Below are 16752 nucleotides of genomic sequence, written 5' to 3'. Positions count from 1 at the left end.
AAAGTGGGGTCGGTTTGCCGACCCCGGGCCCCACCCGACCTTCCTGTCAGGCTGGTACCTCGGAGATGTCGCGGGGCTCGCGACGCTCCACCGCATCCATCTCGTGCCGGAACCGTACCGACGACTCGTACACGGGGATGCGGCAGCGCATGATCGAGCCGAGCGGCTGGTGGGCCTCGATGGCGTGCCAGGGGTTGAACTCCAGCACGTCATCTGCGTACACCCGGCGTTGTGGGCTGCAGGCATCCTGTGCGGGGATGACGATCTTCGCAATCGGCTGCTGCGGCGACTTCTCCTCGTCCCAGCGCACCGACGCGTCCTCCACCGGCATCTGGTCGAGGTTGGTGCACAGCTGCGCCCGCAGCTCGTACTCCGCGCCCTGCTCGCGGAGAAAAGTCCACGACGTCGTCCCGGATAGCCGAGAAGCCGCCGTCGCCGCCCATCAGTGTGCCCTCCAGCGCCTTGACATTCTCCGACAGCGGCGCGGCGCTGATCTTGGCGATGTACTCCCCAAAGCGCAGTGCCCCCATGGTGTGGAAGGTCTGGCCGAGGATGTGCTCATTGCGCGCTCCGATGCCCTCCACGGTGGCATTGTCGATGCCGAGGTGCTGGAGCACCTCGTTGGCGCCGTGGGCGAAGCGGGCACCAATCTGCTTGACCAGGTCGGGGGTGTCGGCCTGACGAGCCAGCAGCTGCTGCCTGTCCAGGTACTTCGACACGTCCACGAAGGCGAGGGTGGGCAGGCTCACCATCAGGAAGTCCTGCGTCAGCTCGTTCTCATGCCCCGGCAACAGCTTGCGACCCTCAACCCCACCACCGTGACGGCCATGCCGCGAGGGGTTGGCACCTTGTCGTCACCGATGTCACCGGGGGCGCTGGAGAAACGGATCACGACCGGATGGCTCGCGGGCGTCGCGAACAGACCTTGGGCAAGGTGCGGTGGCAGGTCGGGGTGGACCTGAAGTTCGCCGACCACCACGCCGTGGTTCTTGGCGTGCGCATCACGGATCGCATGACGGTGGCGATCACAATTCTTGCGGTTGGCCTCGAGCATGATCTTGACGACCTGCTCGGTCTTCTCCGTCTCGTCGGGCTGTCCCACCTCGACATCGGGGCTGTAGCGGACGTAGTCCGGGTTGGTTGGCAGCATGTCACTCCTCGTCGTGGTTCGTTGGTTCTCGTGGTGTGGTTCTCATGTCGTGGTTGTGCTTGCTCGTGACGCACGAGCGGGTGCCCGTCAGGGCAGCTCGGCGATCCAGCGCAGGGCGCTCAGGCTGGGCAGGAAGAAGTACTCCCCGCCCCGCAGGACGTTGAAGGTGTCCATGCCGGCATGGCGCTGGCGGACCGGGTGGTGGGGCACCGTGAAGGTGAGGTCTGGCTCCTGCACCCCGACGAGCGGGTCGCGCTCCTTGCCCAGGCCCATGAAGTGGCCCGTGTTGATCCACTCCTTCTGCAGGAACTCGAAGGTCTCCATCGCCTTGGCGCTGACGAAGATGAAGTAGAGCCCCCGCTCCACCTCGTCCTCCCGCGGACAGGTGCCCGCAGGGTCGTAGGCCGGGCCGTAGGCGGTGGCCCGTCGGATGATCCGGTGCACGTTGACGTCAGTCATGATCTCCATGTCCGTCGTGCGTGGGTTCATCCGCCGGGTGTGCGAGCCGAGGGGGGTGCGCAGTCCCTCGGGATCGTCGGAGTAGTCGAAGTCGTTGTTGCGCTGGGCGTCACCACCCAGCTGCGGATCGTCGTGCTCTGGCCTCAGGTCCAGTGGGGCACCAGAGCGCCAGCGGCCCACCATCTTGGCGGCCAGCAGCTCGCGTCGCTGCTCGTCGGTGGCATTCGCACGCAGGAAGTCGTTGGAGCTGCCGGCATTGGTGTGGTACCTGCGCAGAGCAGCAAATGTTCCGTTGCGCCCGAGGATCTCCGGGCTGGGCATCTGCAACGGCGTGCCGGACTCCCGGGGTGGCCAAGGACGAACTCGCCGGGCTTGATGGCCGGGCCCTGACCGGGCAGGGCTTTGACCCCGCTGCCTGCCACGACCGGATTGCTGACCATGTCCTTGCACCCGAGGGAGTTGCGGCTGTTCGGCTGGGCTCCGAAGTCATCACGTCCCAGCACGCGCACGCCGTCAAGGCCCTCCAGCTGCTCCTCTGCGGTGGTCAGTGTGCGTTCCTACTGCTCGCGGGTCGCCGAGAAGACCGTGACGGCTGCGTGGATGTCCTCCTCACGGAAGACGCGCTCCCACTGGTCGGGGGCATTGGGCCCCACGTCGACCAGCTGCTCGGCACGCCCGGCCATGCCGGCGCGGGAACTGTCCGGGAAGCTGTCCAGCGAATTCCGGGGCACCCCCCAACCTCTGCAGGCCGGCGTGGCTGAGCCCGATGCCGATCCACGGCACCTCGCCCTGCCACCACTCGGCCGCCGAGCGCACGTGTGGCGTGATCCTGCGCAGGAACTCGCGGCCCGCCCCGCGATCGTCGAAGTGCAGGATGACGTGCGTGCCGTAGTACGGTTCGGGCCGCTCGCGCAGCACCGTGGCCTGGATGTCGTCCAGCTCCAACTCGGCGTGGTCGCGCTCCCAGCGACCGACGAACTTCTCGATCAAGGACATCAGGCAACACCACTTCCATCCGAGCCGATCTTCTGGAGGAAGCCCTGCAGCAGTTCCTGGCTGTCACGCAGCTCCTGCTCGCTCATGTCCTGCGGACTGTTGGTGAAACGGCGGGAGTAGTCGTCCATGAACTCCTCGAGGAGTGCCTGGTCGCGCTGGATTCGACGGGTGTCGACGACGGTGAGGTTCGGTGCGTCCACGTACCAGCCGTCTGCGGTGAGCTGGTGGCTGGCGATGAAGTCCTCCACCGACGGGACGGCGATGCCCGGCCAGCCCTCGACATTGGCGAACAGCAGGTCCATCAGGTGGGGATCTTCGTCGCGAAGTCCTCGATGTAGGTGTCCCAGTCGCCGTCGTAGGCAGTGCAGAACAGGATCTTGCGGTCGTCGTCGAAGATGACGAAACGCATGTCGTGGACTGTGCCCACCTTTCGGGCGCCCGCCATCTTGCCCCCGATCAGCTCCAGGATGCGACGCAGGTGGTCGGCTACACCCGGCTTCAGGTCGGCCATCGCCGTCAGCTCCGAGACCTTTCCTTGCTGTGATGACCGACGCGTCCCGCGCTGGTCACAGCGGGGGAGTCGTCCGCCTCGTTCTCCTCGAAGGCATTCTCCAGGGCGATCTTTGCCATCATCGGCAGGTCCCGCAGGTCGTTCTCGATGCGCCGGCGCAGCTCCTGCAGTGTCTGGGTGCGATCCTTTTGAGTGCCCACGGTCCTCCTCGGGTCATGCGATCCCCGGGTGGGCCCGTGCGGGTCTGGTTCCGACACCATGTCCGGCTGCCGGCGGCATGCCAGCCCGGGGATCGGTGCGAAACTCTTGAACACCTTCCCTTTTGCATTGCTCAGTACAAAAACCAAGGGGGTGGGTCTGTTTCGCCAAGAGCTCAAGGGCGCGGGCGGAGCCAACACCGAGCCAGGTGAGCTCTCGGGAGGAGTCCCATGGCGTACTGACCGTCAAGGCCGCCACGACGCTCTAGGCTTGGCGCATGGCCGAGACTGTGAAGCGATTGCGCGAACCCGCCGCCCTGCTGGTGCTGGTCGTCAGCGCGATCTACGTGCTGATGTCCCTGGTGCGATGGGGCTACCTGGTGGCTCAAGGTGGCGGCGTGGCGGCCGCCTCCCGCGACGTGGGGGGCAGCTCGCTCAGCATGGTGATGGTGCTGCTGGTCTCGCTGATCGCCACAGCCTGCCTCGCCATCACCCCATCTACGCCACGAGCGTCCCGGCTGGTGCGGGGGGCGGCGGTGGTTGTCGGTCTGGCCGTCCTCTTCGAGGCGGTCTTCCTGGTCCTCGGACTTCCCGGCGCCCCCGGGGGGACCTTCGTCATCGCCCTGGAGCTGCTTGGCGGCTTGTTGGAGATTGCCCTGAAGGCTGCCGCCGCGGTCCTGCTCGTGCGCACCCTGCGGGGCTCTCGGGAGAAGCGGACCCCTGTGGCAGTCGAGCGTCCGAGGGTGGTGGAGGTGGAACCGGAGACGGAGTCGCGGGCGGCCAGCTGGAAGGCTGACCAAGCCGCAGGCGCGGTGTGGACCCGTGCAGGCGATGCCGCCAGCGGTGCTGCCGCCAGCACTTGGGGGCATCCGGGCGAGAGCTCGTCTGGGTGGCAGCCGGCACGCCCGGATGGCCCCGCCGAACTGGAGGCGCCCTCCGCCGCTGGTCCCTGGCCCACCGCCGGCCAGCGTGCCGCCGGGCACGCCATAGCGCCGCCAACGCAGGATGCACAAGGGGGCACGCCGATCGGGCAGGGCGCCGTCAGCTGGTCGCCGCTTCCTCGTGAGGAATGAGCACAAGGCGCCCGGCGATCGGGAGTGCATCCCGTGCACTTGTCAATTTTCCACGCCGACTTGACGGGAAGGCAAGCACAGCCGTGTAATTGCGCCGAGGGGGATGCGTGGGTCCTGTGCGTGCCCTTTTTGATCTTTCGGGGGGCGGCTCGTGCCGTCCCCCTTCACTTTTTTCTGGTGCAGGACGGCTGAGAGGACTGAGAGGCCAATGACTGAGCTGTTCATGGTGCTTCCGGGGGTCGAAGAGGGGGTGCTGGGCTGGCAGGAACGCGCCCTGTGCGCCCAGACCGACCCGGAGGCCTTCTTCCCCGAGAAGGGCGGTTCAACCCGCGAGGCCAAGAAGGTCTGCCAGACCTGTGAGGTCAAGTCGCAGTGCCTCGAGTATGCGCTGGCGCACGACGAGCGCTTCGGTATCTGGGGTGGCCTCAGTGAGCGTGAGCGCCGCAAGCTGAAGCATCGCGCCTGATCCCGTGACCTCTATCGAGGACGACTGGCGCTGGGCGCACGTCGGGGATACAACCGATCCCCGAAAGGTTGACATCCACGACGTGGCCGCGGTCCTGGTGGTCCACAATGCCGAGCCGTGGCTGGGTCGCACCCTCGCGTCCCTCGCCCAGCTCGAGCCACGGCCGCACCTGCTGGCGGTCGACGCCTCCAGCACCGACGGCTCCGCCGCGCTGCTGGAACAGGCCCGCCAGGACGGCTTGGTGCACCAGCTGCACCAGGCTCCGGCAGACGTGGGCTTCGGCGCCTGCGTCGCGCTCGCCGAAGCCGAACTGGATGAGGACCTGACCTGGTTGTGGCTGCTGCACGACGACCTCGAGCCTACGCCCGACGTGCTGCAGTTGCTGCGCGCCGAGGAGGCGGACATCGTCGTGCCCAAGCTCCTCGAGCCGCGCCGGCGCAACCATCCCGACCAGATCCAGGAGATCGGCCAGAGCATTGGCCCCGAAGGTCAGCGTGTGTTGGACGTCGAGCCGGGGGAGTACGACCAGGGCCACAAGGCGTCGCGCCCGGTGCTCGGCGCCTCGACCGCCGGGCTGTTGGTGCGGCGCAGCGCCTGGCGACGCCTGGGCGGTACCAGCCCGGAACTGCCACTCTTCCGTGACGGGCTCGACCTGGGCTGGCGCGCCAATGCCGCCGGCCTGGACGTGCGCACCTGCCCGCAGGCGGCCCTGCACCACCGCCAGGCCGGACGACGCGGCCTGCGCCAGGGCACGTTGACCGATCGTCCAGAACTCACCGACACGCTGCTGGGCCTACGGCTGGCGGCCGCCCACCGCCGAAGCCCGTTGCTGGCCACGCTGGGGCTGGTCCTGTCCGGCCTGTTCGCCGCCCTGGGCCACCTGTTGGCCAAGGACCCCTCTGCCGCCCGTACCCAGCTGGCCGCCGGCAGGGACTTGTGGAGCACGCGGGCCGCCACGGTGGGCCTCCACCAGCGGGTGCACTCCGCCGGCACCCTCACCGATCCCACGCTGCTGCCCAGCCGCGGCCAGATGTTGCGGCGTCGCGTGGACCGCGCCGCAGGCTGGATCGGTGACCTGCGCCGTCCCGAGGACGAGCCCGACGCCCCCAGCATCGACGAACTGACCGCTGACGAGACCCCGCGAGGTCCCGCGCGGATCCCGGTGCTGCGGCTGGGCCTGGCCGTGCTGACCCTGCTCGCGCTGGTGGCCGGACGGCGAGCCTTCGGGCTGGGAACCTTGGCCGCACCGGCGCTCGCCCCCGCCCCCGCCAGCCTCTCCGGCGCCTGGGCGGCCTTCTTGTCCGTTCCCGACGGTGGCCACGGGGTGCAGTCGGCCGGCTGGCTTGGTCTGGGCGCCCTCGGCTCCACCCTCGCGCTGGGCCGCCCCGGGTTCTTCCTGCTGCTCTCACAAGTCTTCGCGCTGCCGGTGGCGGCCGCTTCCTCGCTACCGCTGTGGCGGCGCCTGGCACCCCGCGCGCCGCGACAGGTCTGGCTGGTGCTGGCCGGCGCCTGGACCGGCGCTATCGCCCTGCTCGGGCTCGCCCAGACCGGACGCGCATCCGGCCTGATGCTGGGCGTCCTGGTGCCGCTGGCCGGTGTGGCGCTGCTGGCGTGGACCCGCTCGGCCGGCGCTTCGGCCGAAGCCTGGCGCGCCGGTGCGCTGCTGGCGCTGGTCGCCACCGTGGCCTTCGGAGCCAGCCCGTCGTCCTGGCTTGTGGCGTTCCTGGCCGGGATCCTGGCGGCCGCCTGCTCCCGCCGCCCCGCCCCGCTGGTGCTGCTACTGGCGCCGCTGCTGGTGCACCTGCCCTGGCTGCCCGCGCTGTGGCAGGAGCCGGTCCGGCTGTTCACCGGCAGCGATCCGCTGCTGCGCGTGGACACCCTCGACCACCTGGCCGTCTGGTGGCTGGGCCTGCCCGCCGCGCTGCTGATCCTCTGTGCCGCCTGCCTCGGTCTCGCCGCCGCCCTGGGCCGTGGCGGCGCCCGTCCTGTGATCCTGGTGGCGATCGCAGTGCCGCTGCTGGTCGGCGCCGGTGTCGCCCTCACCCGCATCCCGTTCACGCTGGCCGACGAGCCGGTGGTGGCCGACCCCGAGCCCTTCCTGCTGGCGGCCCTGTGCTGCCTGCTGGTGCTGGCCTCGCAGGCCCACCACCTGCCCGCACTGCTCGGCATGCTGGCCCTGGCGGCTGTGCTGGGGCTCAGCTGGTGGGTGAGCGCGACCCGGCCCGGCCTCGAGCGTCAGGGCAGCGTGCTGCCGGCCCGGGTCCAGTCGGTGCAGGGCTCCGAGCGGGCCACCCGAGCCCTGCTCGTGGAGCGCCACGGCGACGGCAGCGTCACCTGGAACCTGAGCGCCCGTGACCTGCCCGTCTGGGGCAGCTCCGAGCACACGACCGTCCCGGCGGTGCGCAAGGCCGACCTCGACTCACTGGTCACCGATGTGGCCCTGGGGCGCACCAGCGACGACCTGGGCCAGCGCGCCCACCGGTTGGCCATCGGCCACCTGTGGCTCCGCGGCGCCGACGACGCCCAGGTGGCTGCCATCTCCAATTCCCAGGGCCTCGGCCCGGCCCAGGCCGGCGGTGATGCCACCACTTGGACCGTCACCGGCCTGGTCACCCGCACCGACGAGTGGCGCGGCCCCGTGCACTGGTGGCCGCTCGTGCCGCAGGGGCTGGTGCTGGCCGCCCTGGCCGTGCTGGCACTGCCCGGACGCACCCGCACCCAGAGCCCCCGCCGAGGACTGGAGGCCCGATGAGGACCGCACAGGTGGTTGCGCCGGTGGCGCTGGCCCTGGCGACGGCGGTCGCGGCAGCCGGCGGCTGGCGGCTGCCCACCCCAGTCCCCACCCCGGCGCGCTTGGACGGCACGGCCACCGCACAGCAGCCGGTCTGCCCGCCCACGCCCCAGAGCACCCCGGCCGGCACCCTCACCCAGTCCGCCTGCCAGCTGCCCGCCCAGGAACAGACGGTGCTGCTGCCCGACGCCGCCGACTCCCGTCTGGTGCTGGCCAACCCGGACCGGGTGCCGGCCGTCGTGGACCTCGTGCTGTCGGGGGCGAAGGGGCCCTTGACGGCCGCCGGGACCTCGTCGATCACCGTGCCTGCCGGCGGTAGCCGGGAGGTGCCGCTGATGGTGCAGGTGCCCACCGGCCAGGCTGTCGCCGTCCAGGTGAGGGCCAGCTCCGGACGCGTCGCCGCGTGGGGCAGCGTGGTCACCACCACTGGCAAGCGCCCGCACGGCGCCGACCTCGCGCCGTCGACCGGCGCCTCGACCCATTCGGTACTGCCCGCCCTGCCCGCCGCCGAGGGCCACACCCTGCTCGTCGCCAATCCCGGCGACCAGCGGGCCACCGCCACTGTCCTCGCCCACGGCAGCCAGGGCAGCTTCGCCCCGGCCGGGGCCGGCGAGGTCACCGTCGAGCCGCACCAGGTGCTCGCCCTCGACGTCAGCTCCTCCTTCGCCGGGGAGCCCGGCGCGCTCGAGGTGCGCTCCGAGGACCCGCTGGCGGTGGGCTCATCCTCGCGCAAGGGCAAGGACTTTGCCTTCGGCGCCGGCAGCCAACCCGCGACGGCCCAGCAGCTGCAGGTGCCCGGGCCGTCGACGCTGGTGCTCACCAATACCGAGGGCGCCGAGGCGAAGGTCACGCTGGTCGGTGCGCTGGGCCAGGAGCTCGCGGTGGGCCCCGGCCAGGCGGTCACCGTCGAGGTCCCGAAGCAGGGCCGCCTCGAGGTGTCCTCGACCGGCCCGGTGGGCGCGGCGCTGGTGCTCGACCGGGGCGGTCTGGCAGTGCAGCCAGCCGTGGCCAGCAGCACGTCCCACTCCGGGGGCGGTCTCAGCCGCGACCCGTCGCTGCGCTGACCAGGGTCGCAGGCCTGTTCACCAGTCCTCGTCGAGGCTCGGGTCGATGTCTCGCACCTCTTGTGCTGTCAGGGCGGCCAGCTGCTCCACCAGGGTGCGGTGCACCAGGTCGCGCAGGTCGCTGCGCGAGACCGCCCGGTGCTCCAGCGGGCGCCGGTAGATGACGATCTGCGCCGGCCGCTGGCTGGTGGCCTCCACGGCCACGGCCAACGGCACCTGGTCGCCCGTCCACATGGTTGCCAGGTACGGCACTTCCTCGACGCCCACGTCCACGCTGTCCAGGCCGCCCGGATAGCTCTTCGCGATGCGCGCGATGGCATCGGTGACGGCGTCGGTGAAGACCTCCTGACGGCTCGCCGCCCGCCGCAGCGGCACCTGGCGGCCGGTGAGCGCATTGGGCATAGCGATCGGGCCGCGGAATCCACGGTCGTGGCGGTCACGTCGACGAGGCATGGCGCCACTGTAGTCGCGGCCCGTCGGGCTGTTGGCGTGCCTGGGGCCGCGGCGCCGTGCGATAGCCTCGCCCGGTGGAGCAGAGATTGTGTACCCGGACGGGGTGTCGCGAGTGGGCCGTCGCCACCCTCACCTATGTCTATGCCGACTCCGCGGCCGTGCTCGGACCCTTGGCGGACGACCACGTCCCCGGCAGCTACCACCTGTGCCGGCTGCACTGCGAGCACCTGTCGGTGCCGCGTGGCTGGACGGTCGTGCGCAGCCCTCGGCTCGACCCGGGCGTCGCACCGGAGGCGCCGATGGCCGGGGAGCCCGAGCCTGACGATCTACTGGCCTTGGCCGACGCCGTGCGCGAGGTGGGCCTGCTGCCCGAGGAAGTGGCTGCCACGCCTCAACCAGGGCTGGAATCGAGCGCCGAGGTGGTGGTGCTGGCCGAACGCCGGCGCCTGCGGGTGGTGCAGGAGGGCGAGCAGCCCGGCTGAGCTTGCGGCTAGATTGTCCCCGACAGTCAATCGGGGAATGGACATGATCAGTCGACACATGGGTTCAGCCCGGGGAATCAGGGGCCGGATCGGGGGGATGGACCCCCAGTGGGACCTCTACGGTGCCCGGGTGCTCGGCGCCGCCTACGTCGCCCTGTGCGAACTCCAGGGCACGACCATCGTCGTGGGCCACGACCTTCGTACGCAGGGCCGTGAACTTGCCGCCGCCTTCGTGCGTGGGGCCGCCAGCCGCGGCGCCGACATCGTCGACCTGGGGCTGACCAGCCTCGACCAGACCTCCTACACCGCGGGCGTGCTCGAGGTGCCCGGGGTGCACATCGGCCTCGGTTCGGTCGGCGCCCGCTCCAACGGCCTGCAGTTCCTCGGGACGGTGCGTCCGGACCAGGCCCTGCGCCAGCGCATCATCAACGAGGCGGCTCGCATCGACGTGGCCTCCCTGAGCGGGCGGATCATGGCCAAGGGCCGCAAGGCCACCCACGGCACCACCAGCAGTGACGACACCCGCGCCGACTACATCGCCCACCTGCGCAGCCTGGTGGGGCTGCGGCGGCTGCGTCCGCTGACCGTCGTGCTCGACTCCGGCAATGGCGTGGCAGCCCACCTGGCCCCGGGCCTGCTGCGCCTGCCCGGGCTGCGCCTGGTGCAGGTGAACCATCCCCTCGACGAACACGACAACGGCGCCCTCGAGGCGGGCCGGCTGCAGCAGGCCCGCCGCGCCGTGCTCGACAACGCAGCCGACCTGGCCGTCGTGCTGGATGCCGACGCCTCGCGCTGCGCCGTGCTCGACGAGTGCGGCGAGCAGGTGGGTCCCGGGACGGTGGCCGCACTGCTGGCCCCGGTGCTGCTGGCCGGGCGCCGTGGACCCGTGGTGGTGGACACCCTGATGGGCAATGACGTCAGTGAGGTGGTTCTGGGACTCGGCTGCACCCTGCGCGTGTGCCCGGTCGGCGAGCACCACGTCTCGCGCACCATGGCCATCCACGACGCCGTCCTGGGCCTGGAGCACGACGGCCACTGGCACGTGCGCGACCTCTACGGCGCCAGCTCTGGGTTGCTGACCGCCCTGGCGGCCGTCGCCCTGGTCGGGCAGCAGGGCAGGACCCTGTCGAGCCTGGCCGAGGCGGTGGGACGCCACTGCTGCTCCGGTGAGCTCACCCTGTCCTCACCCGACCCGTCGGGGGCGCTGCGCGCGGTGGAGCACGGCTTCCGCCACCACGTGCTGTCCTGTGAGCCCGGCGAGGGCCTGGTGCTGCGCGGGATCGTCACCGGACGCGGCAGCTGGTGGGCCAGCCTCACCCAGGACGAGGAGTGCCAGTGGGTGCGGCTGGCCGTCGAGGCCGACGACCCGGCGGTGATGGAGGCGGTGCGCGACGACCTGTGCTCGATCGTGCGCGAGCACCACATGGTGGCGGCCTGAGCCCGGCCGGGCACCCTAGACTGGGCTCCACGGCCCGCACCGGTGGGCCGGCACCGCTTGAGGAGTAGCCAATGCCCGACCAGATGGAGCTCTCGCCCACCTTCCTGGAGATCGCGGCCTGCCCGGCCTGCCACAGCAAGTTCGCGGTCGATTACGACACCCACGAGCTGCAGTGCACCAGCCGGTCCTGCGGCCTGGCCTTCCCCGTGCGCGACGGGATCCCCGTCCTGCTGGTCGACGAGGCCCGCAAGACCTCCGCCCTGTGAGCCGTCGCACCGTGAGCGAGGGGACCACCGGCCGATGACCATCGACTTCGACGACTCACGCCTCGACGACCCCGAGGCCCTGGACGGCATTGATGAACAGTTGCGCCGGCTGGCCGGCGCGGGGGCCCGAGTGCGCATGCTCGCCGGGGCTGCGGCCCCGTCGGGCGCGCAGCAGCTGGGACTGGACCGTCCGCGTGGTGTCCTGGCGCTGGGTGCGGAGGCCCGCCTGGTGCGGGCCGTGCTGGAGCCTGTCTGCCCCGTGCCCTTCGTGGCCTGGCAGCTGGAGGGCCTTCCCGCCTGGGTCGGACCGCTCGACCTGGTGGTGGTGCTGGCCAGCGGCGGCAGCGACGCCTGGCTCATCGGCGCCGTCACCGAGGCCGTGCGCCGTGGTGCGGCCGTCATGGTGGCTGCCGCTCCTGGCTCGCCGATCGCCGAGCGTGCCGCCGGCCGCAGCACCCTGCTGGTGCCCACCGTCGACGACGACCCGCTGGCGAGTGTCGCGGTGGTGCTCGACGTGCTGCACGACCTGGGCCTGGGGCCTGGCGTCGACCCGGAGCGGATCGCCGCCTGCGCCGACCGCGTCGCGGAGGCCTGCTCACCGCACCGCAACCTGGCCGAGAACCCCGCCAAGGAGCTGGCGCTGGCCTTGGGCGATGCGCAGCCACTGGTCTGGGGCGGCAGCGTGCTGGCCGCCCGTGCTGCCCGGCGGATCGCGGAGGCGCTGCGCCATGCCAGCGGCCGCCCTGCCCTGAGTGCCGACGCCGATGCGCTGCTGCCGGTGGTCGAGGCCTGCCAGCCGGCCGATGTCTTCCGGGACCCCTTCGACGACGAGGGTCATCAGCTGCCGTGCGTGCTGGTCGTCGTCGACGACGGCAGCACCGACCAGCGGGTGCGCGCCGAACGAGGCCGCCTGCTGGCTTCGGCCGAGTCGCACGGGGTGCGGGTGTGCACCATCCACTCCGGTGGTGACGGCCCGGGTGCCGACGGGTCGACCGTCTTCGAGCGCTATGTCCAGCTGCTGCAGCAGGGCCGCTATGCCGCCCAGTACCTGCAGTTGGGGCTGGAGGAGTCCCGATGAGCGATGAACTGACCGGGGTGCTGGTCCTCAACGGCGTCAACCTGGGCCGGCTGGGCCGTCGCCAGCCCGAGGTCTACGGCTCCACCACCCACGCGCAGCTGGCTGAACGTCTGGTCGTGGTGGGGGAGAGCCTGGGTCTGGACGTGGAGGTGCGCCAGACCGACTTCGAGGGAGAGATGGTCCAGTGGCTGCACGAGGCCGCCGATGCCGGCGTGTTGGTGGTGCTCAATCCTGCCGCCTGGACCCACTATTCGATCGCGCTGGCCGATGCCGTGGTGCAGGTGCCTCGCGTGGTGGAGGTGCACATCAGCAATGTGCACGCCCGTGAGGAGTTCCGTCGCCACAGCGTGGTCAGCCCCCATGCCGAGGCGGTGCTGGCAGGCTTCGGCCTGGCCGGCTACGAGCTCGCGTTGCGCCACCTCGCAGCCACCAGCTGACCGATTTCTCGATTATGACGATCGTGATGAAAACTGGTCGTCATGCACCTTTCCCGACGCACCCTGCTCGCCGCCGCCCCCGCGACGGCAGCCGCCTCCCTCACCACGGCCGCCGGCACTGCCCAGGCCGCCACCACCCGCCAGGGCCGTCTGGTTCGCTGGTCCGGCGCCGGTTGGGGCCTGGGCAGCCACGACGGCACCAGGGTCTCCAGCCAGGGCCTCTACCTCAGCGCAGCACGCCGTAGCACCACCTACCGTGACCCGCACGCCGGTCGCACTCTCACTCAAGGGGTCGCCAGCTGGACCGGACCGGTCACGGCAGTGGGAATCAGCGCCCGCGACCTGGTCTGCTCCTGGAATGCCAGCACCCAGCCCGGCAGCGCCGTGCGCATCCAGCTGCGCGCCCGCACCGCCGCGGGCACCTGGACCAAATGGTTCGTGGTGGGCCTGTGGGGTTCCTCCAGCGCGAATGCCACCAGCCCCGCCCGCACCTCGGTCAACGGCCAGTACGACAGCCTCGCCGTTGTCTCCACTGACACCCTGCGAGCCCGCACCAGCGCCCACTTCACGCATGTCCAGGCGCGCCTCGAGCTGCTGCGCACTGCCGGCACGACGGCCATGCCGATCATCTCCCAGCTGGCCGTGGTGGGCTCCACCGCCGCGCAGTCCAGCACTCTGGTCAGCCCGGTGGGCGTGGCGCGCGGCCTCGCGCTCGACGTGCCGGCCTACAGCCAGATGATGCACATCGGTCACTACCCGGCCTGGAATGGCGGGGGAGAGGCCTGGTGCTCCCCGACCTCGACCGCCATGGTCCTGGACCACTGGGGCGCAGGCGCCAGCAGCGCCGAGACGGCCTGGGTGCGTCCCACGCCGCACATCGACCCGCAGGTGGAGCAGGTGGTTCGCGGCGTGTGGGATGCCGCCTACCAGGGCACCGGCAACTGGCCCTTCAACGTCGCCTACGCCTCGGCCCGCGGCCTGGCCGGATTCGTCACGCGGCTGCGCAGCCTGACCGAGGCCGAGCTGTTCATCAAGGCCGGAATCCCGCTGATCGTGTCCACCAGCTTCTCCAGCAGCCAGCTCACCGGCGCCGGCTTCGGCACCAACGGACACCTCATGGTGCTGCGGGGCTTCGACGCTCGCGGCAATGTGCTGGTCAACGACCCGGCCTCACAGATGAAAGCCTCCAACGCGCTGGTGCGGCGCACCTATGACCGAGCGCAGTTCGAGTCGGCTTGGGGGCGCACCGGCGGCACCAGTTGTGTGCTCCACCCCAAGGGTCACGCCCTGCCGCCCCGCCCAGCCGGGGCGGCCTGGTGAGGCTCAGGCGTCGGGGTCCTTGCGGCCCGGGTCGTTGAAGCTCTCCCAGACCTCCTTGCACTCAGGGCAGACGGGGAACTTCTCCGGGTTGCGGCTGGGCACCCAGACCTTGCCGCACAGCGCGACCACCGGAGTGCCCATCACCATCGCCTCGGTGAGCTTCGCCTTGGGCACGTAGTGACTGAAGCGTTCCTGGTCACCAGCCTCCATGTCCTGCGTGCGCTCGTCGATGACCGTCTGCGAACCTGGTGCCAGCTGTTGACTCATGGCTTCGATTCTAGGCAGCCGATCCCTCCCTGACGAGGGCTGGGCTGTTCGCTGGCCGCGAGACGATAACCTCGGCCCCTCAGGTGTCGGACGGTGGAGGGAGGCGACGCGATGGGCACGGCCGCTGCGCGGGACGAGCCACGGCTGCTCGACGACGGGCAGCGGCGGGCGCTCATGGTGGGACTGCTCGCCGGCGTGGCCTGCGTCGCCTTCGAGTCGGTTGCGGTGGCCACCGCCATGCCGCAGGCCGCGCGGGAGCTGGGCAGCGTCGACCTCTACGCCTGGGCCTTCACCCTCTTCGTCCTGGGCATGGTGCTGTCCACCGCGGTGGCCGGGCGGCTCTCTGACCGCTTCGGCCCGGTGCTGCCGCTGGCGGGAGGCACGACGGTCTTCCTGGCGGGCCTGCTGCTGGCCGGCGCCGCCCCCACGATGGGGGTTCTGGTCACCGCACGCTTCCTGCAGGGCATCGGCGGCGGCGCCATGAACCTGTGCCTGATGGTGGTGGTGGCCATCGCCTTCGACGCGGAACGCCGCGCGGCGATCATGACCTGGTTCAGCATGTGCTGGGTGATGCCCGCCTTCATCGGGCCACCCGTCGCGGCCGCCATCACTCACCGGCTGGGCTGGCACTGGGTCTTCTGGGCCCTGGTGCCGCTGCTGCTGGCCGCGGCAGCCCTGGCGGCGCGACCGCTGCTGGAACTGTCCCGCCGCCACGTGCCCGACGAGGGGGATGCCTCGCCCGTGCCGCTGTGGGCAGCGGCCCTGGCGGCCCTCTCCGCGGCAGGCCTGCAGGTGGCCGGGCAGTGGCTCGGCTGGTCGGGTGCCGCGACGGGCCTGGTTGCCGTCGTCCTGCTGCTGGTCTCGGTCCCGCGACTGATGCCCGACGGCTTCCTGCGGATGAGCCCTGGACTGTCCGCCGTGGTCTGGACCCGCGCCTGCCAGTCCGGGGCCTTCTTCGCCACCGAGGCCTTCCTGCCGCTGTCCCTGGTGGAGGGGCGCGGGATGAGCCTGTTCCAGGCGGGCCTGGCGCTGACCATCGGCTCGGTGGGCTGGACCGTGGGGTCCTGGGTCCAGGCACGCCCCTGGCTGCGGCTGCGACGCGACCAGATCATCCAGGTGGGCCTTGCCTGTACCGTGCTCGGTCTGGCGACGATCGCCTTCCAGGCCTGGCATCCCGCGGGAAGCCTGTGGCTGGCCGCCATCGGCTGGACCATCGCCGGATTCGGCATGGGCCTGGGCGTGGCCAGCGCCTCCCTGGCCGTGATGACGCTGTCGAGTCCGGCGCGCCTGGGCCGCAACACGTCCTCGCTGCAGACCGCTGAGGGCCTCGGCAACTCGATCATCACCGGACTGGCCGGCGCCGTCTTCGGTTCCCTGCACCCACAAGGCGCCGAGGCACACGCCTTCGGCTGGCTCTTCGTGGCCACCACCGCCTGCTGCTGCATCGCCATCCTGGCCGGCTGGCGGATCGGACCCGTCGCCAACGAGGCCGCACGCTGACGAGGCGGCCGGCTGCTTGAACGGCCATGGGATACTGGCGAGGTGAGCACACCCCCGATGGACTGGTACCCCGACCCTGCCGACGGCGCCCGCGAGCGCTACTGGGACGGGCAGCAGTGGACCCACAACACCCGCCCCGCCCGCCCGGCCACGCCCGTCGCCGGCGCCCCGGGACAGGACCCGTGGAGCGCGCAGGGCCTTCAGGGCGTTCCCGTGGGCCAGGACCCCTTCGCGCCGCGTCCGGCAGACCCGGCCGCTCCCGCGGGCCAGCCGCAGCAGTACCCGTCGCAGCCGCAGTGGGGCGGCGTGCAGCAGGCCGGCCGGCCGGATCGCACGCCCGACGGCGTCCCCTTCGCCGGCTATCCCAGCCGCGCGATCGGTTTCATCGTTGACTCGATCCTCACCTCGCTGGTGGCGACGGCCCTGGGCTGGAACTTCGCCCGCAAGTTCTGGGCCTCCTACACGGCCCTCCTCGGCGAGGTCATGGCCCAGGCCCGGGCTGGCAACACCAGCATCGATCCAGTGATGGTCACCAATGCCGAGTTCATGAACCACGCCTCGGCCCTGCAGGGGATCTGGGCCGCCGTGCTGTTCGTCTACCTGCTGCTGTGCTGGAAGTTCCTCGGCGCGACCCTGGGCCAGAAGCTGATGGGCCTGCGCGTCGTGCCCGTCGGCGAGGGGCATGCGCCGCGCCAGCTCGGCTGGGGGGCAGCCCTGGTGCGGACCCTGGTCCTCGTCTTCTCCGCCACCTTCTTCCCGGTGCAGGTGGTCAGCTTCCTGATGCCGCTGGGCACCCGCCTGCGC

The 16752-nt window shown here is 71.1% G+C and carries 22 protein-coding genes; 12 read left to right on the top strand and 10 right to left on the bottom strand.

Features of this window, described 5'->3' with window-relative positions:
- Positions 1-46: 46 nt before the first annotated feature.
- From ACHFFZ_RS15580 to ACHFFZ_RS15545, 8 genes are all read right to left on the bottom strand, one after another.
- Complete coding sequence (locus ACHFFZ_RS15580) at positions 47-208, bottom strand: hypothetical protein (protein ID WP_394277516.1); 162 nt, start codon at positions 206-208, stop codon at positions 47-49.
- Position 209: 1 nt separating this feature from the next.
- Positions 210-791 (bottom strand): hypothetical protein, encoded by a 582-nt coding sequence (locus ACHFFZ_RS15575; RefSeq protein ID WP_394277515.1) that lies wholly within the window; start codon positions 789-791, stop codon positions 210-212.
- A complete protein-coding gene (locus ACHFFZ_RS15570; protein ID WP_394277514.1) occupies positions 767-1150 on the bottom strand; it encodes a hypothetical protein in 384 nt (127 codons plus the stop codon). Before ACHFFZ_RS15570 ends, ACHFFZ_RS15575 begins: the two co-directional genes overlap by 25 nt.
- An 87-nt stretch (positions 1151-1237) precedes the next feature.
- Positions 1238-1930, bottom strand: a complete 693-nt coding sequence (locus ACHFFZ_RS15565) for a Dyp-type peroxidase (RefSeq protein ID WP_394277513.1) — start codon at positions 1928-1930, stop codon at positions 1238-1240.
- Positions 1931-2218: 288 nt separating this feature from the next.
- Positions 2219-2605, bottom strand: coding sequence for a hypothetical protein (locus tag ACHFFZ_RS15560; RefSeq protein WP_394277512.1), 387 nt, complete (start codon positions 2603-2605; stop codon positions 2219-2221).
- Entirely contained in the window at positions 2605-2907 is a 303-nt protein-coding gene (locus ACHFFZ_RS15555) for a hypothetical protein (protein ID WP_394277511.1), read from the bottom strand. Before ACHFFZ_RS15555 ends, ACHFFZ_RS15560 begins: the two co-directional genes overlap by 1 nt.
- The gene (locus tag ACHFFZ_RS15550) at positions 2907-3116 is read right to left on the bottom strand and encodes a hypothetical protein (RefSeq protein ID WP_394277510.1); all 210 of its coding nucleotides are present in this window, start codon (positions 3114-3116) and stop codon (positions 2907-2909) included. The genes ACHFFZ_RS15555 and ACHFFZ_RS15550 overlap by 1 nt, the downstream gene beginning before the upstream one ends.
- A 5-nt stretch (positions 3117-3121) precedes the next feature.
- On the bottom strand, positions 3122-3316 hold the full coding sequence (locus ACHFFZ_RS15545; protein ID WP_394277509.1) for a hypothetical protein: 195 nt from the start codon (positions 3314-3316) through the stop codon (positions 3122-3124).
- A 275-nt stretch (positions 3317-3591) separates the two neighbouring features.
- Between ACHFFZ_RS15545 and ACHFFZ_RS15540 the strand changes: the two genes are divergently transcribed.
- The 4 genes from ACHFFZ_RS15540 to ACHFFZ_RS15525 all read left to right on the top strand — a co-directional run bounded on the left by ACHFFZ_RS15540 (position 3592) and on the right by ACHFFZ_RS15525 (position 8707).
- Positions 3592-4386, top strand: coding sequence for a hypothetical protein (locus ACHFFZ_RS15540; RefSeq protein WP_394277508.1), 795 nt, complete (start codon positions 3592-3594; stop codon positions 4384-4386).
- A gap of 208 nt (positions 4387-4594) precedes the next feature.
- Positions 4595-4852, top strand: coding sequence for a WhiB family transcriptional regulator (locus ACHFFZ_RS15535; protein WP_394277507.1), 258 nt, complete (start codon positions 4595-4597; stop codon positions 4850-4852).
- A 4-nt stretch (positions 4853-4856) separates the two neighbouring features.
- On the top strand, positions 4857-7604 hold the full coding sequence (locus ACHFFZ_RS15530; protein ID WP_394277506.1) for a glycosyltransferase: 2748 nt from the start codon (positions 4857-4859) through the stop codon (positions 7602-7604).
- Positions 7601-8707, top strand: a complete 1107-nt coding sequence (locus ACHFFZ_RS15525) for a DUF5719 family protein (RefSeq protein ID WP_394277505.1) — start codon at positions 7601-7603, stop codon at positions 8705-8707. The genes ACHFFZ_RS15530 and ACHFFZ_RS15525 overlap by 4 nt, the downstream gene beginning before the upstream one ends.
- 18 nt (positions 8708-8725) lie before the next feature.
- On the opposite strand, the gene ACHFFZ_RS15520 is transcribed toward ACHFFZ_RS15525, so the two are convergent.
- Positions 8726-9160, bottom strand: coding sequence for a metallopeptidase family protein (locus ACHFFZ_RS15520; RefSeq protein WP_394277504.1), 435 nt, complete (start codon positions 9158-9160; stop codon positions 8726-8728).
- Between the two features lie 74 nt (positions 9161-9234).
- Here ACHFFZ_RS15520 and ACHFFZ_RS15515 point away from each other — a divergent pair, with 74 nt between their 5' ends.
- The 6 genes from ACHFFZ_RS15515 (at position 9235) to ACHFFZ_RS15490 (ending at position 14181) form a co-directional block, all read left to right on the top strand.
- Positions 9235-9642, top strand: coding sequence for a DUF3499 domain-containing protein (locus tag ACHFFZ_RS15515; RefSeq protein WP_394277503.1), 408 nt, complete (start codon positions 9235-9237; stop codon positions 9640-9642).
- 37 nt (positions 9643-9679) lie between these two features.
- The gene (locus tag ACHFFZ_RS15510) at positions 9680-11080 is read left to right on the top strand and encodes a hypothetical protein (RefSeq protein ID WP_394277502.1); all 1401 of its coding nucleotides are present in this window, start codon (positions 9680-9682) and stop codon (positions 11078-11080) included.
- Between the two features lie 71 nt (positions 11081-11151).
- Entirely contained in the window at positions 11152-11346 is a 195-nt protein-coding gene (locus ACHFFZ_RS15505; RefSeq protein WP_394277501.1) for a Trm112 family protein, read from the top strand.
- 34 nt (positions 11347-11380) lie between these two features.
- Positions 11381-12424, top strand: coding sequence for a hypothetical protein (locus ACHFFZ_RS15500; protein ID WP_394277500.1), 1044 nt, complete (start codon positions 11381-11383; stop codon positions 12422-12424).
- Positions 12421-12861 (top strand): type II 3-dehydroquinate dehydratase, encoded by a 441-nt coding sequence (locus tag ACHFFZ_RS15495; protein WP_394277499.1) that lies wholly within the window; start codon positions 12421-12423, stop codon positions 12859-12861. Before ACHFFZ_RS15500 ends, ACHFFZ_RS15495 begins: the two co-directional genes overlap by 4 nt.
- Positions 12862-12903: 42 nt before the next feature.
- A complete protein-coding gene (locus ACHFFZ_RS15490) occupies positions 12904-14181 on the top strand; it encodes a peptidase C39 family protein (RefSeq protein ID WP_394277498.1) in 1278 nt (425 codons plus the stop codon).
- Between the two features lie 3 nt (positions 14182-14184).
- Here the strand turns inward: ACHFFZ_RS15490 and ACHFFZ_RS15485 are convergent, their stop codons facing one another.
- Positions 14185-14448, bottom strand: a complete 264-nt coding sequence (locus ACHFFZ_RS15485; RefSeq protein ID WP_394277497.1) for a DUF3039 domain-containing protein — start codon at positions 14446-14448, stop codon at positions 14185-14187.
- A 93-nt stretch (positions 14449-14541) separates the two neighbouring features.
- On the opposite strand from ACHFFZ_RS15485, the gene ACHFFZ_RS15480 reads away from it, so the two are divergent.
- Together ACHFFZ_RS15480 and ACHFFZ_RS15475 are read left to right on the top strand one after the other, a co-directional pair.
- Positions 14542-15948: an MFS transporter gene (locus ACHFFZ_RS15480; RefSeq protein WP_394277496.1), complete on the top strand. Its 1407-nt coding sequence runs from the start codon at positions 14542-14544 to the stop codon at positions 15946-15948.
- A 42-nt stretch (positions 15949-15990) separates the two neighbouring features.
- The coding region (locus tag ACHFFZ_RS15475; protein WP_394277495.1) for an RDD family protein at positions 15991-16752 on the top strand (762 nt) is incomplete at its 3' end.

This window comes from Luteococcus sp., assembly GCF_043424415.1.
GTDB lineage: Bacteria > Actinomycetota > Actinomycetes > Propionibacteriales > Propionibacteriaceae > Luteococcus.
The sequence above is the reverse complement of the archived record's forward strand: the minus strand, read 5'-3'. Positions and strand labels throughout refer to the sequence as shown.

Excerpts from the sequence above, each read along its gene's own strand:
- ACHFFZ_RS15570 (WP_394277514.1), bottom strand. The coding sequence starts at position 1,150 with ATGCTGCCAACCAACCCGGACTACGTCCGCTACAGCCCCGATGTCGAG.
- ACHFFZ_RS15565 (WP_394277513.1), bottom strand. The coding sequence starts at position 1,930 with ATGCCCAGCCCGGAGATCCTCGGGCGCAACGGAACATTTGCTGCTCTG.
- ACHFFZ_RS15560 (WP_394277512.1), bottom strand. The coding sequence starts at position 2,605 with ATGTCCTTGATCGAGAAGTTCGTCGGTCGCTGGGAGCGCGACCACGCC.
- ACHFFZ_RS15555 (WP_394277511.1), bottom strand. The coding sequence starts at position 2,907 with ATGGACCTGCTGTTCGCCAATGTCGAGGGCTGGCCGGGCATCGCCGTC.
- ACHFFZ_RS15550 (WP_394277510.1), bottom strand. The coding sequence starts at position 3,116 with ATGGCCGACCTGAAGCCGGGTGTAGCCGACCACCTGCGTCGCATCCTG.
- ACHFFZ_RS15540 (WP_394277508.1), top strand. The coding sequence starts at position 3,592 with ATGGCCGAGACTGTGAAGCGATTGCGCGAACCCGCCGCCCTGCTGGTG.
- ACHFFZ_RS15535 (WP_394277507.1), top strand. The coding sequence starts at position 4,595 with ATGACTGAGCTGTTCATGGTGCTTCCGGGGGTCGAAGAGGGGGTGCTG.
- ACHFFZ_RS15525 (WP_394277505.1), top strand. The coding sequence starts at position 7,601 with ATGAGGACCGCACAGGTGGTTGCGCCGGTGGCGCTGGCCCTGGCGACG.
- ACHFFZ_RS15520 (WP_394277504.1), bottom strand. The coding sequence starts at position 9,160 with ATGCCTCGTCGACGTGACCGCCACGACCGTGGATTCCGCGGCCCGATC.
- ACHFFZ_RS15510 (WP_394277502.1), top strand. The coding sequence starts at position 9,680 with ATGGACATGATCAGTCGACACATGGGTTCAGCCCGGGGAATCAGGGGC.
- ACHFFZ_RS15505 (WP_394277501.1), top strand. The coding sequence starts at position 11,152 with ATGCCCGACCAGATGGAGCTCTCGCCCACCTTCCTGGAGATCGCGGCC.
- ACHFFZ_RS15500 (WP_394277500.1), top strand. The coding sequence starts at position 11,381 with ATGACCATCGACTTCGACGACTCACGCCTCGACGACCCCGAGGCCCTG.
- ACHFFZ_RS15495 (WP_394277499.1), top strand. The coding sequence starts at position 12,421 with ATGAGCGATGAACTGACCGGGGTGCTGGTCCTCAACGGCGTCAACCTG.
- ACHFFZ_RS15490 (WP_394277498.1), top strand. The coding sequence starts at position 12,904 with ATGCACCTTTCCCGACGCACCCTGCTCGCCGCCGCCCCCGCGACGGCA.
- ACHFFZ_RS15485 (WP_394277497.1), bottom strand. The coding sequence starts at position 14,448 with ATGAGTCAACAGCTGGCACCAGGTTCGCAGACGGTCATCGACGAGCGC.